6 protein-coding genes are annotated in these 14999 nt (G+C 37.9%); 3 read left to right on the forward strand and 3 right to left on the reverse strand.

Annotated features, from left to right (window positions below; all coding sequences use genetic code 11):
• Nucleotides 1–141: 141 nt before the first annotated feature.
• Both HDF25_RS25475 and HDF25_RS25480 read right to left on the reverse strand, forming a co-directional pair.
• Nucleotides 142–1587: a UvrD-helicase domain-containing protein gene (locus HDF25_RS25475; protein ID WP_184629243.1), complete on the reverse strand. Its 1446-nt coding sequence runs from the start codon at nt 1585–1587 to the stop codon at nt 142–144.
• Nucleotides 1580–3253 (reverse strand): ATP-dependent nuclease, encoded by a 1674-nt coding sequence (locus HDF25_RS25480; RefSeq protein ID WP_184629244.1) that lies wholly within the window; start codon nt 3251–3253, stop codon nt 1580–1582. The genes HDF25_RS25475 and HDF25_RS25480 overlap by 8 nt, the downstream gene beginning before the upstream one ends.
• 224 nt (nt 3254–3477) lie before the next feature.
• Here HDF25_RS25480 and HDF25_RS25485 point away from each other — a divergent pair, with 224 nt between their 5' ends.
• Nucleotides 3478–5265, forward strand: coding sequence for a DUF6119 family protein (locus HDF25_RS25485; RefSeq protein WP_184629245.1), 1788 nt, complete (start codon nt 3478–3480; stop codon nt 5263–5265).
• A gap of 453 nt (nt 5266–5718) precedes the next feature.
• Here HDF25_RS25485 and HDF25_RS25490 read toward each other — a convergent pair whose 3' ends face one another.
• Nucleotides 5719–5922 carry a hypothetical protein gene (locus HDF25_RS25490; protein WP_184629246.1) on the reverse strand — a complete coding sequence of 68 codons (204 nt, stop codon included), beginning with the start codon at nt 5920–5922 and terminating at the stop codon, nt 5719–5721.
• Between the two features lie 332 nt (nt 5923–6254).
• Here HDF25_RS25490 and HDF25_RS25495 point away from each other — a divergent pair, with 332 nt between their 5' ends.
• Nucleotides 6255–6761, forward strand: coding sequence for a hypothetical protein (locus HDF25_RS25495; RefSeq protein WP_184629247.1), 507 nt, complete (start codon nt 6255–6257; stop codon nt 6759–6761).
• Between the two features lie 1005 nt (nt 6762–7766).
• A complete protein-coding gene (locus HDF25_RS25500; RefSeq protein WP_184629248.1) occupies nt 7767–14987 on the forward strand; it encodes a SpvB/TcaC N-terminal domain-containing protein in 7221 nt (2406 codons plus the stop codon).
• Nucleotides 14988–14999: the final 12 nt, after the last annotated feature.

The raw sequence follows: 14999 nt of genomic DNA on the forward strand, positions 1-14999 counted from the left end.
CATTGGGCTACATGTCCCCGGAGGAATTTGGTCAAAACTTAAATAAACAAAATATTGCAGCTTAACCCAATGTCCATTTTATTGTTGCAATTCCACAATTAATATATTAAACATTCTATAGAGAATAAATTAATTACAGATTTAACCGATATTAATAGACTTTGTAGTTAAGACATTACTATTTGAAAAAACAATTAGCTTTTTACAAGCCCTTGTAAAAGCGACATATAAATGTTTCGGGCAGTTAAATTGATGAGCGTTAAGTACAATAACAGTATCAAATTCCAAACCTTTGGTGAGTAACGTTGTACCTATGCATTTTACATTTGTTTTCTTGCCGTACCTCCTAATAGAGTTCCTTATTTCGGCCATTGCTTGCGCAACTGTTGTTTTTTCATTATCCGCATGTTGTAATGCCTTACATAAGCAACTAAAAATTTCTTTTCTATAGCATTTAAGCATTGGAAGTTTTGAAACTTCCAGTAAAGCGCTTCTCAACTTATTAAATGATGGGCATAAATTAATCTCCTCTAACAGGGTCTTCAGGGGTTTGATTAAACTTTTTTCATTTTCGCCAGTTTTTGATATAAGTCCTTTCTCGTTAAACCATTTACCAAGTTCAGTTTTATTAAAAATCGCTAAACAAACCTCTTTAAGCACTAATGTATATCCACCTTGAAAAACATTATCAAATTTACCGGCCAGCTTGTAGAAATCCTTGTCGTCTATAGATTCGAGCAGTAAAAACCTATTGTTAAATTTTTTTATTAAAGATATACGAGGATGTATACTTGTGGAATTAGGATGAATGATTAATAAACTGTCACCTTTTATTGAATCGCTTAATTTTTTATAATATAAACTAGTTGGAATATTGAGATCTTCTTCATTATAACAATGACTTTCTATCGCAGAATAAAGACTTAGATCTATTGGATTACCCAATAGCAATTCACTACGAATACACTTTAGGTTTTCTCCGAGTGTTTCGTTATTTCCCCTTAACCATCTTTGCGGCTGTTCAAGTGTATATTTATTTGAGATAAAATCCTTCATTTGGATTTCATCATTCATATTTACCAATGGATCTAAAGGATTAAATTGGAATATACCCTGCAACGGATCCCCAAGAAACCTAGTTGGAAACAATGCAGATATTAATAGGATAAGCTCGTGTTGTGTCGAAGTACAATCTTGATATTCATCAACAAAAAGGCTATCGTAACTTCTTAAGAGGATTTTTTGTATTGGTTTAAGCCTAAAATAATAGAAAGCTTTTTCGAGAATAAAGCTGAAATAGTTCTTATCATTCAAGTTTGGTATATCAATCCCCTTGTAAAACGATAATACATATCGTTGTGCAAAACCAGATATAGTTTCGACGTGGAATTTATTAGAGGGAATGCATTCCTTCTTTAATTTTTCTTTTATAGAGCCGATGCCTGCATGAGTATGCGTTAAGATTAAATGCTTGCCTTTTATCTTAAGGATGTCCATTGCAGCAGCAATTGTATGGGTTTTTCCGTAACCAGCCGGAGCAATTAATATTGTTTTTTTATGCGATAGGAATTGGTAAATATTAAGCATTGTCTATCCATTTATTTAATTCGTCAATCTGTAAAAACAACTTTTTCTCCTTTAACGATTCCAAATGTCTACAGCAGACTTCACCTAAGAACTCCCCATGGTCAGTTCTTTTAAACCAATCTTTTTCCTTTTCCGTTGAGGCTTTACTTAAAGCCTCCCTAACTTCAATTGTATCTTTAGTCAATGTATCTTCAACGAAATCGTTTGGATAATACTTAGCAACTTGAGTTCTAATATGGTTTACATCTTTAAATGTCAACCTATAATTAATCAATTCCTCAATGCCTGCCCAATTGAGATCCGAAAATATCTGCGCCTCGATGGATTTATCCTGGTCGGTATCAATAATATTTATGTTTTCTGCCCGAAGCATGGCTTTTTTCTCATTTATTGATTGAGCGTCAGAATCACAAAACATACAAACATCGTAGCCAGCAGAATTAAATCCCATGGCGTAATTAATTTGGTTAGCTCCCATTCCATTGGCTAAGCGAATCCCTTTTAAAGTAATATTATCTTTTCCTTGATTAATTCTTGATTTATTGATTGCTCTGCAAAATCCAACTTCAGTTGGTCCTTCACAAACAATGATTCTCTCTGCGAAAAATGCTTCAGGATTACTTCTTAAACAGGCTTGCAGATCATCTGTAAAAGGGAATAATGCCGAGGAGTTCTTCTTCACACGAAAAAGATTATGCGCTTCTAACTCGACTAATACATCTCTAGAATGTGTTGTGATGAAAATCTGGCCTGTATTATTGTTTCTTAAGATACTTGCAAGATGCTGCGCACGGTCTGGTTCCAGGCCTTGTTCAATCTCATCTATCAAAAGTATACCACCTAACTTGGCCAGTTCGGTTTGTATGGAGACAGATATCAGTCTTTTTGAGCCTTTACCTTTAAGTCTAAAAGGAATATTTCCATCATGCAAACACACTTTTCCATCCTTTATATTCAATTCCTTTGCATCAATAGTGGTTGTGGCATTGGAAATATCAAAACCTAATTTCGCAGCTGATATTTTCACCTTATCTACTGTTTCATTTAAATAACCAAAGCCATTAGAATGGTCGATCTGATCTTTTGCCTTACGCATTTCATCAATTATAACATTTGCATTATCTAATTTGGACTCTCCCTGCTTCAGAAGTGCATATAACGGATTGCCCTTACTCCATGAAAAATGACGGTCGATATAATCAGCAACAAGAAAGACATTCAAACTTGCTCTATCAGAGCTTTTAATTTCTATTGGATCTTGCCGATTTGAAATCACTTCCCAGATTGGCTCAAGGTCTTTATTAACAGTTAATCTGATAGTCAAAATATCGTCGTGAGCATCTAAAATTTCATCATGGATTACATTCCTTGCATCTAATCCACGTAAATACATTCCATATTTATTATCCTGGAGAAGATATTCAGGAGGTTCACTGAGAGATACCTCTATAATAATTGGATTTTCTATATTACAATTAAAGAAATCCGTATCAAAAAAAGCTAAATTCCAATTTGGAGACAGCACGAATGAGATAGCATCTAAAATGGAGGTCTTTCCAGAATCCCCTCTTCCGATTAGACAGATGAATTTTTCATCCCCGAAAACTTGTTCAAAGTTCTTAATTCCTCTAAAATTTGAGATTTTTAAGGTGTGAATTTTTGCCATTTATTTAATGAGTAACGATTAACTTATAATCTAAATTAAGTATTTTAATCTTAGTTATTATGGTTAAAAAATTATTACGTAGAAACTATTTTCATAAGAATAGTAGTATCTAAATACGAAATAGTCTACATCTCAGATTCGTTCCCTTATGTTGTATTAATTATTTGTACATTCGCAATACAACAAAGAAATAAATTTACCTAAAAAAATTAAATTAACGCTCGATGACAATAGTTCCCAATATTTTTAAAATAGATAAACTACACAAAGATCTTCATGAACTTAAAGACACAATCGAGATAATTAAAAATATTATATTCCGATCATATAGTAAAAAGAAAAGAGAGATTGATCATCAAAATCCCAGATTAAATAATTTCAGAAAAGATAACATTAATTATTATCTCCATACCTATACGACAAAGGAAAAAGATTCCGATTGGTCTACATTTCTTCCAGAAGAATTAAAAGAAAATGAGAAATTCTCACAAACCAGTGTAAATCTTATACTCTTCATTGAATCTGAACATGAGCTTTTTGCAATTGTAGGTGGTTCCGCCTATTGGATAATTGCGAATTTCATTGACCATCTATTTGGTCTTCTGACGTACGACAGAATAATATCATTAGAAAATGACTTTGCTACATCTACTAAGTCTAGAGGATTAACTGGCCAAAGAGTAGGTATGAGTGAACAATATAGAGATGAATACCGAATGATTAATTATTTGCAGTTTGGAAAAGTACCAAAGGAATTGCACATCAAACTAGCCAACGAGACTAGTGTGTTGCACTTCTCAAAATTTCTATCGAAACCTGCGGAAAATATGCAAATCGCTGTTGGGAGAGCATTCAAAATCAATAAAGAGGTAGATTTCAACAAATTACATGTTCTAATAAATGAATTGAGTACGATTATGACAATGGTCCCCAAGGACTTTTTAAGTTCATATATCCAAATCAGAGAATGGAAGTACCTCGAAGAACTTCGAGCTTTATTAATGCGGAAAATTTACGATAATATTCCATATTTACTTCGTACAGATTTTGATCCAAGAGGAATTTTTGAATTCGATTTTTGTAATCCTAATAAAATTGAAGCATTCTATGAGGCTGAGCATTACGAATTAGTAGAAAGAACCGAATCTGGCAAAAAGAAAGACGGTCTCTTTAAAACAGTTCTCAACAAAGATGAAATATATCCAGAGGTAATCAAAAGAGCTTATCATCTTCATAGCAATAATCAAAGAAATATAATGTTCTACCTTTACGGAGTACACATTCAGTGCTATATAGGAAGAAAACAGACAGCAACTTCAGGTTTTATGTTTCATTTCAATGCAGAATTTTCTCTAAGGAACGAGTCAGTATTTCTAGTAGACGGTAAGTGGTATAAATTGAAAAACTCATTTATCGATAGTCTTATTGATCAAACTGAACGTATTTTGCGAAATTCTAAATTGATGAATAGTATTGTTTATGAACCTTGGGCATATAATGCGGTTAATTCAAAATATGGTGATGAAGGGGACTATAATCTACTTTATGATGGGGTTAAGAACTATATTGTGTTTGATAAAGTCATTGTTGAAGGTGTGGAGCTATGCGATATATTACACATATCTGGAAAGGAAATTTACCTAATTCACGTTAAACAAGGTTTTTCCGCAAAAGTTAGAGAACTTACGAATCAGATTCTAATAAGTGCGAGACGTCTGCAAGAGGCTATAAAGTCGAAACAAAAAGAGTACTTTGATAAACTATATCACGGACTTCTATTAAGAAATAGAAGTACAAATGGGTTGACAATAGATGAATTTTACAATATTTTCATCATGAATAAACCAATATATGTATTTGCCACTGCATCTCAACTAACTGATGACCTAATTATCGAAGACAATATGCGAAAATATGATTCCAATATCGCGAGGTTCTCCCTTACAACTTGTTATGGAGAAATGCAGACTAATTTTTATGAACTAAAAACTGTCCAGATAACTCGTGGATAAATTAAGATCCTAGTAATGGTCCAATGTAAAGTAATAGGCTTTGGCAAATTAGCTATTAAATTTTGTGTTGACGAATAAGGTTATAATAGAACTCATTTAGCCCCGATTTAATCTATTATTTTCCTAAAATGAATCATGCGCATTCGTTTTAACATTTAGGTTTGTTTCATCCTTTATGAATGATTCATATTATTGTTTGGATAAACTCTAATAAACTATCCAAACAATTTTGTATAATCCAGAAAACCTAAGGATTAAACGCATACGCCACATAATAAATCGCTCTTACTGCCGGATTTCCATAAGACGTAAATTGTATTTGTTCAGCACATTTGAACCTCCTATTTTGATCATTGAATTTACAGAAGGAATTTTAAAGTTGACTTGAGCATCCAATGAACCGAATGCCGGTACATCTCCGGAAGCAAAACTAGAACTCCAGTAGAACTTACCCTACCAGCGATAGTTCTCTTTAAAACCAACGTTTTTAATCAGTTCCTTCCTGCCTATTCCAAAGTTATAACGGATCGTTGGGGTATTAAAATCGTTGATATAATTGTCGGGAATATCTCCGATCTTATTATACGGTATATTGTCGCTCAAATTATAATTAGCCAGTAAATAATCAATCCCCAAAGCCGCACCATAAGAGATCACTTAATTATATTAGCAACATATGTTGGAACTATAGCAGAAGCAGTTGGTTGAGTGATGGTAATAAAAAATCAAAAGAAGATTATTTCAAGTGGGCTATTAGTTCCTTATATAACGACGGAAAAACCCCTTCATCTGATTTTGCTGTTACATACAAAGATTTACTGGATAAATTAAACAAAGATTATAACTTTTCAATTACTATGGATAATGCATCACAAATGATTTCTTCACAAAAGATTGCACCTAAGGCTCTACGTATAAAATGTTTTCAGTAAGTTATTGAAAACATTTTACACATAGTCATAAATACAATCAATTTTAAATATTTAAACATGAAAACATTCATTACTCTTTTATTATTAACCCTAAGCATCAGCTTAAAAGCTCAACAGAAGAGCACCATATATTATGATAATAGAGATAATTCCGTTGTAAATTTCTTTAGTAAACCTAATGTATCCAAAATGCTTGCAGAGAATTCGATGTGTGGGTTTTCCACTATTAATTTTACCGTTTCAGATAAGGGTAAGGTGATTGCTATCCAAAATTTGTTGAATGTTCAGGGTCTTTTTTTTAGGACAGCAAAAGATGCCATAGAAAGATCTAGTGGTTCCTGGATAATTAAACCCGGATTAAAAGAGCAAACTTTTCAAATTTCATTTTTTATTACAACCGATAGATTAGATTCTCTTAGAATAGCAGGTAAAAATAAGGATGAATTTCAGATACCCGTAGATCGTTATGTAAATTATAATGATACGCCTAAAGAGCTTACTATTTTGCCTACTATCAAAATTATTTACAAACAGGCAGCATCTAAACCATTTATTGTTCAATGATCTATTTTTAAAATCTTTCCCGATGAAGGAGCAAACAATATTGTTTTGGCTGATGCATCCATTTGGTATTAAACATAGTCAGTTGGCCAACCTTAGTGAATCTTTCAAACTACATTCAAGCTTCATTTTCGGCTTCGGATATTTTTATAAAGGCAGTATTTGAGACATTTGATAGTACAGACCTGCATTAATTTCAATCTAAAACAGATGCGATAATAATTTTACACAAGAATTAAAATAAGATTAAACAAAAACAGTGTAGAAATTTAAAATCAAAAATCAACAGATTAAATCAACAATACAACCTCCTATATATCAAACAATAACCACAAAACAGAACACTTTAATAAGTTACATAAAATCGGCTCAAAAATGGTAACATTGCCTATTAGTTATACTATTATCAAATTCATAATTTCCCAAAATACCGACGAGTAATTTTAATTTTCAAAAACAAAATCTTTCAAAAACGAACATTAGATATATAAAAACAAACTATTTACCCAAAAAGGCACACATTCATTTATTCCTAAAAGAGCTAAGCTCAATTATTCTACACCATTCTTCAGCCCGAACAAACCGACAAAAGGCCATATAATGAAAATATTTTCTTTATAAATAAAGAATAAATTGTTTTTTATGCTAAATATGAAATGATAGTTGTAAATTAGGCATAGACTAATCAATTTTAATATGCAAAGTACAACGCTCTCTCAAGCCTCAGCTTTAGCTTTAAATTTTAATGAAGGTCAAGACAAGTCCTTCTATCATTTTTTTATAAAAGCCTATCTCTTATATGGGCTTAAAAATAAGTCTATCCATCCCCCCAACATTTAACGACCTGCCTTTAGTTTACCAATTAAGTATGACAGCGCATTTGCTTTCTCTATAATTAGACTATAGCCCAATTCCCGTACCCATCAATCAGGGTAAAGCACAATCTCCAGCAATGTCTTATGTCATCAGCTAAAAACGCTATTCAATTAACTTGTATACGTATATAATATGTCAGAGTCTGATAAAAAAACTCCGGACGCAGCAAAAATTGCAGCGAAGGAAATTGCCTTTCCTAAAGGCGGCGGTGCTGTAAAAGGCCTCGGCGATTCTTTTAATGTCAACCTGTTTTCGGGTGCGGGTAAGTACTCCATCCCTATTCCGGTTACCCCAGCGAGAGGGTTTGAACCGCAGTTAAGTCTCGATTATAGTTCCGGATCAGGCAATGGCATTTTTGGCCTGGGCTTTTCTTTGTCTTTGTCAAAAATTTCAATCAAAATCAACAAGAGAATTCCTAAGTACAATGTAACTGACAAATATGAACTGGATGGAGATATACTGGTTCCACAAGATAACACTATAGCTTTGCCCAATCCGCGCAGTGATCAGTACAAAGGACAAACCTGTCAGGTAACAGCTTATATCCCCAGAGTTGAAAATTCATTTTCACAGATCGAGCATTGGCAAAATGCAGATAAAAGCCTCTCTTTCTGGAAAGTGATCACTGCTGACAATACCCAGAACCTTTATGGTACCGATACACAAATAGCTAATCCTGATGATCCCAGCCAGATATTTGAATGGTTGATTGACCAATCAGCAGACAATAAAGGAAACCTGATTATTTACACTTATGCTGCCGAAAATTCAGTAAATGTTCCGGGCAATACCTATGAAGTAAACAGAAGTTATACAGCCAACCGCTACATCAGTACGATACAATATGGTAATTATGTAGATGCAAAAACAGATACAAACTTTGCATTCGAGATTGCTTTTAATTATGGACAACCTGCAAAAGACGCTCCCCAAACCAGTTGGCCATGCAGACAAGACCTCTTCTCATTCTATCATAGCGGCTTTGAAATACGGACCTGTCGCTTATGTCAGAGCATCCAAATGATTCATCATTTTCCAGATGAACTGGGTGAACCCCTTATGGTGAAAGAACTAGTATTCACTTATAAAAACCTCCAGGAATATACACCGGTAGTATTTCAGGGAATGTCTATGCTGACTAAAGCAACGCTCACAGGCTTCAGAAAAGAGCTGACAGATCCCCAGGTTTTACCGCCTCTGGAGTTTAGTTATTCTGCTTTTCAGCCACCTGCTGCACCAGAGTTTAAATTGCTCCAGATGGGCGGAGATACAATTCCCGGTTACCTGAATGCGACACAGTTTTTACCAGTTGACCTGAATGGCGAAGGACTACCAGGTTTTTTGCTCAGTGATGATATAACAAGTCTTTACATAGAACCGCTTGGCGATGGAAAATACAGGCTCCCTATGGCTAACGCCAGCTTCCCTACCCACCAGAATATACAAAATGGCAGGTCTGTCCTGACAGATATAGATGGAAACGGGCAATTGGAACTGGTTGTAAAAACTCCTGATACAACTGGCTTTTATGAGCGCACACTGGAAGGTGGATGGAATAATTTTGTCCCCTTTGAACAATATCCAACCACCATTTCAGACCCGGATATGGAATTCTCTGATCTCTCGGCAAACGGGAGATCAGACTTACTGCTTATCGAAACTGATAAGCTCCTGTACTACCCTTCAGCAGGAAAAAAAGGATACAGTGCAGCACATACGGTTCCCAATCAAAATAATTTTCCCCTGATCAAACATGGTTACCAGCAGGAGCTGGTAACCTTTGCCAATATGTTTGGTGACGGGCTCTCCCACCGCGTGAAGATCAGCAGCGGATCAGTAGAATGCTGGCCATGTCTGGGATACGGGCAATTTGGAAAAAAGGTAACCTTTGCCAACGCCCCTGTATTTGATGAAACATTTGATACTGGTCAGCTTTTTTTAGCAGATATAGACGGTTCAGGCACAGCCGATCTGGCTTATGTATATCCAGACCGGATTGAATTATTTTTAAATCAATCGGGCAACTCATTTTCAGATGCTGTAGTCGTTTATTTACCCGACTTTTTTGGCGCTGCCGACCGGATCAGCTTTGCAGATATACTTGGAAATGGAACTTCCTGTTTGGTTTTTACAAAGATATCCCCTGTTCCGACACACTATTATTATAATTTTTCAGGTGAATTAACATTGGCTGACGGGACTTTAAAACAGTCTTTAAAGCCTTACCTGTTAAACAAAATAGATAATAATATGGGACTGGTCAGTTGTGTGAATTACTGCAGCTCCACAAAATTTTTGCTTGAAGATAAACTGACCGGTAAACCCTGGGTAACCAAACTGCCTTTTCCAGTGCAGCTTGTTGAGGAAATCACTCATTATGAAGCGCTTTCATCATCCCGTTATGTTACAAAGTACAAATACCACGATGGTTATTATGATCCTGAGCAGAAACAATTTATGGGTTTTGGTTTTATTGAATCCTGGGATACAGAAACCTTTGAGGAGTTTCAAGCCAGCTATACAAATCCCGACTACCCGGTTACCGAATTAAACAAAGAGTTGTTCGTTCCACCCGTTTACACCAAAAGCTGGTTCCTGAACGGGGCACCGGCTTCGGAATATGAAAAATTGCTCAGGCAGTATAAAAGTGAATTTTTCAGTAATGACAAGAGTGCATATGATCTCCCGCAAAGTCAGTTCTCGCCCGACATTTATACCAGTAATGAGAAAACTTTTACAGAAGCTTATAAGGCATTGGCATCAAAACCTTTGCGTACAGAAGTATATGCCCTTGACGGATCTCCGGATTCGGACAAACCCTATACTGTTGAGGAATCGAATTATAATGTAGTCCTGATCCAGCCTGCCTGCAAAGGCCGCTATGCAGTATTTATGGTCAATCCAAAGGAGAGCATTACTTATCATTATGAACGCAATGACGAAGATCCAAGGGTAGAACAGCATTTTGTGCTGCAAACCGACTTGCTTTGCGGCCAGCCACTGCAATCCTGCACAATCTATATACCCAGACGCGGCGTGCAAAACCCCGCTTACCCCGAACAGTATCATATAAAAGGAATTATAACGACCGATAAATACTACAATAGCTCAGCCAATGATTTTTCTCTTCGTCTGCGTGGAATTAAATATGAAGAACTGCAATTTAATCTGTTAGGAATTACCAATCCCCCATCCGGCTATTTCTCGTTTGACGAGCTCAGTTCAATTGTTAAGACCGCATTAAATAGTATTATTCCTTACCTGGCCCCTCCATCAGTTTCTGTCCAGGCACAACAGTTCAGCAGGGTAAGCTCCTTTTTCTGTGACCCATCGGGTGGCGTACTATCATTTGGCAATGTATCTCCGCAGATATTACTGCACCACATTGCAACAGCAGAGTTCAGCAATGATAACATTACAGCCATGTTTGGTCAGAGGCTTACCCAGGATGCAATTAAACAGCTCGGAGGTTATGTATATGATATAGAAAGCGGCTATTGGGAAAACCAGGGATCTGTTCAAAGCTATTATCCGGCATCCGGATTCTATCTGCCATCGGGTACAAATTCAGCTTTGGGCACACAAAGTACTGTAACCTACGATGTTTATTACCTGGCACCTGTTACAACTACCAGTTATATAACCACCCTACCGCCGGTAACCAATGTGGTGACTGCGACAATGGATTACCAGGCAATGGCGCCCAAACAGCAGGTTGATATCAATGGAAATGTAACTCAGGTTATCTTCGATGCACTGGGCCAGGTCATTGTCACCTCTTTATTTGGCAAAGAAAACGGGCTTTCGGTGGGCGGTATGCTGTTGTACCCCTATAATGGAAACCCGGCCCAATATATTTTAAGAACACTGACACCTGACAAAAAACCTATTGATTTTGAATCAGTTATAAAAGACGACACAAATAAGGAATATTATCTTCAGGGTGCTTCCAGCTATTTCTATTATGACCTGAATGCTTATGTGGATCGAAAGCAACCCGTCAATGCGATTGATCTACAGCGGCAAAACTATGCCACAAATCCCGGAGGAACAACTGTTTTCTCCTGCCGGACAGCAATCGCTTATAGTGATGGCATGTCTCGCTCACTGGGCTCGAAAACAGAAACAGAGCCTTATCACTCAAAACCTCAATGGCTGGTCTCCGGTCGCAGTGTATACAACAATAAAGGTGAGGTCTGCGAAAGCTTTCTGCCCTATTTCAGTAACACTCCTTTTTATGAGACACAGGAAGAAATAACCAGTCTTTATCAGGTACCGCCACCGACCATCACGCATTATGACCCCTTATTGCGGATCATTCGGGTTGACACCCCCAAAGGGTTCTTTTCAAAAATTGAATTTACACCCTGGGAACAGGTTCATTTTGATGAAGACGATACCATAACTGATGCCGTGTATTACAAAAATTTCATAGCCGCTTACCCGGCAAATCCTACACAGGAACAGATAGATGAAAAAAATGCACTCGATGCTGCAGCAGCATTTTATAATACACCCGAAAAGTCGGTTATGGATAATATGGGAAATGTAATCAGGAGCATTCAGTTACTCAATGATACAACTCCGCCACGTGAACTCATCACTTTTTATGGACTGGATATAACAGGGCGAAAACTCGTTGAAACCGATCCCCGGCTATACGCCAGTAACATCAGTAAAGGAACCGCCTATTATAACCTGAAATATCAATACAGCATGAGTGCTGAACAACCTTTTGTGACAGACAGTGCTGATGCGGGAATCCAGAAACACTTCAGCAATATTTTTGATCACCTGGTCTGGTCTTTAAGCGCAAGGGATTATTGCCAGGTGATCTACTATGATGGTTTACAAAGGCGAACACATTTACTGGTAAAAAAAGTACCGGGAACCGACCCTGTCACTGACTTCGACAGCTTTAACCTGGTGGAGCTGTTTACCTATGGCGAAGATACGCAGGCACCAAAAGATGCCAACCTGCGCGGACAAATCTACAGGCTGAAAGATCTCTCAGGTATCGCTACCAATTCCTCCTACAGTATGCTGGGCAGTGTACTTCAAAATAACAGGCAAATGACCTCGGTTTACAAGACAGCGATTAACTGGCATGACAATGTTCCCTTAGAGACCAGCAGCTGCACAAGTATTAATACCTACAATGCCCTGAACCTTTTGTTAAGTGATACCGTACAGGAGAATGCTGTTAGCTGGAACACAACAGTAAACACTTATAATCTGGAAGGCCTGCTCATTTCAATTTCATTAACTACTGGAAGTAATACAATAGCTATTATAGAAAATATTAGCTACGACGCCAACCGCCAGCGCATACAGGTTGTGTATGGGAATGGTGTGACGACCGGTTATAACTACGAAGCCTCTACCCAGCGCCTGATACGACTCCTCAGCCAGTCCGGTACTCAGCAGGCGCTGAAAGTAGTACAGGATATTAATTATACCTATGATCCTGTTGGCAATATTTCCTGTACCCGCGATGCTTCTATCGCCACTGTGTTTAATAACAACCAGAAGGTAGACCCCGCTTTAATCTGCCAATACGATTCTTTATATCGGCTTAGCCGGGCCACCGGAAGACAGCACATGGGTATCAGTGCCAATACTTACAAAAACAACAGCACTGACGGAAGTTTCATGCAGTCGGTATTCAGTCAGTCGCCGCTCAGCGATGGCCAGGCCATAGAAAATTATACAGAGAACTATACTTATGATGACTCCGGAAACCTTGTCAAAAAACAACATACTGCTGTTTCGTCATCCTGGGGCACAGAAACATCGGTGTTGGAAAACTGTAATCAGTTGCAGCTACTGAAATATGATGCATCAGGGAACCAGCAGCAGCTAGCCATCAATAATATGGTTTCCCTCAGCTATAACTGTTGTGAAAATTTAGTTTCAGCTACTGGTATTGAGCGGCCCAATGAGAACAGTGATTCAGATTATTACGTATATGACAACTCAGAACAGAGAACCAGGAAAGTATGCGAGCAATATGTGAATGCCAGTTCAACAAATTATAGTGACACAATCTATTATGGCAATTATGAAGTTTTACGCAAAGGTATTCAGGCTAATGATGGCACACGCAGTATCACTACAGACAGGCAGACGCTGCGTATCATGGACGGATCTGTATGCCTGGCCATAGTCTATCACTGGATCGCCGGCGGCCCCGGAAGCACCCTTAGCAAACCTGCCCCCGATCAGCTCAGGTATCAAATGACCAATAAACTTGGCTCCGTAGCCGTCGAACTTGATCAGCAAGGGCTTTTAGTAAGCTATGAAGAGTATTTCCCTTATGGTGGCACTTCTTTTATAGCTGGGCCTAATCAGGTTGATGTATCGCTTAAGACATACAGGTATTCAGGCAAGGAATGTGATAACAGTACCGGTCTCTATTATTATGGCAGAAGATATTATGTCTCCTGGCTGGGGAGATGGCTCAATCCCGACCCGGCAGGCACAATAGATGGCTTAAACTTGTTTGCATTTGTCGGAGGTAACCCCATTACATTCAGCGATGGAGACGGGCGCTCTATAGAAATTCTTGGATACACAGTTATAGCAATTGTAGTAGTAGCTGTCGTAGCTGTTTTAAGTATCCCTGCATTTAAGATCCATTCAACCCCAACGCCGAAAATAAAAGCGGCCTCCTCTGATTCTTCCGGTTCTAAAAAGCAGACTAAACCAAAGCCAAAGCCACAACCACAACTTACTAAACAAGAAAGAAGACAAAGATCACATACGGACAGAATGGCTAATGCACAAAAAGTAGCCGATGCGCGGGAAGCAAAAGAGGATCTGAAAGCTCAAAAAGCAGCAAGAGCAGCAGCAACTAGACAAGCTCTAGCAGATGCCGCCGCAGCAGCAGCAGCATTAGAAACAGCCAGAATACAGCTATTACATACTAATGCATCTGCCGCCAGAGATGCCAACATACCTGCCAGCAAAGTAGTGGTTAGTGCTTATGATGCTGCCACTAATACTCATGCTATTGGCTTAAGTGGTGGTGGAATGCATTTATCCGGCGGATGCAGATTAGGCAATTGCGCGGAGGGAGACGCTGCGCAAGCGCTGATTAACGGAGGAAGTAATGTGGCAGATATCAGGTTTACCAAAGCTGTTGCTATGAGAGCTGGAGTTACTACAGAAATGGCAGTTTGTATGGGTTGCCAGGAAATATACGGACAAGGAAGATTCCCTGTGAATGCCAACATGTCCAATGATAGAAGTGGCAGGTCACGGGCAAGGCAACCAAATCCTCCTGGATTCAGAGGCGGAAGAGCCCGCAGTACCTCTCCTAGACCGGCAGGCTGGGCAGCTCACCAAAATTAAATGATAACAAAA

Origin of the sequence: Pedobacter cryoconitis, assembly GCF_014207135.1 — a bacterium.
GTDB lineage: Bacteria > Bacteroidota > Bacteroidia > Sphingobacteriales > Sphingobacteriaceae > Pedobacter > Pedobacter cryoconitis_D.

Excerpts from the sequence above, each read along its gene's own strand:
- HDF25_RS25475 (WP_184629243.1), bottom strand. The coding sequence starts at position 1,587 with ATGCTTAATATTTACCAATTCCTATCGCATAAAAAAACAATATTAATT.
- HDF25_RS25480 (WP_184629244.1), bottom strand. The coding sequence starts at position 3,253 with ATGGCAAAAATTCACACCTTAAAAATCTCAAATTTTAGAGGAATTAAG.
- HDF25_RS25485 (WP_184629245.1), top strand. The coding sequence starts at position 3,478 with ATGACAATAGTTCCCAATATTTTTAAAATAGATAAACTACACAAAGAT.
- HDF25_RS25495 (WP_184629247.1), top strand. The coding sequence starts at position 6,255 with ATGAAAACATTCATTACTCTTTTATTATTAACCCTAAGCATCAGCTTA.
- HDF25_RS25500 (WP_184629248.1), top strand. The coding sequence starts at position 7,767 with ATGTCAGAGTCTGATAAAAAAACTCCGGACGCAGCAAAAATTGCAGCG.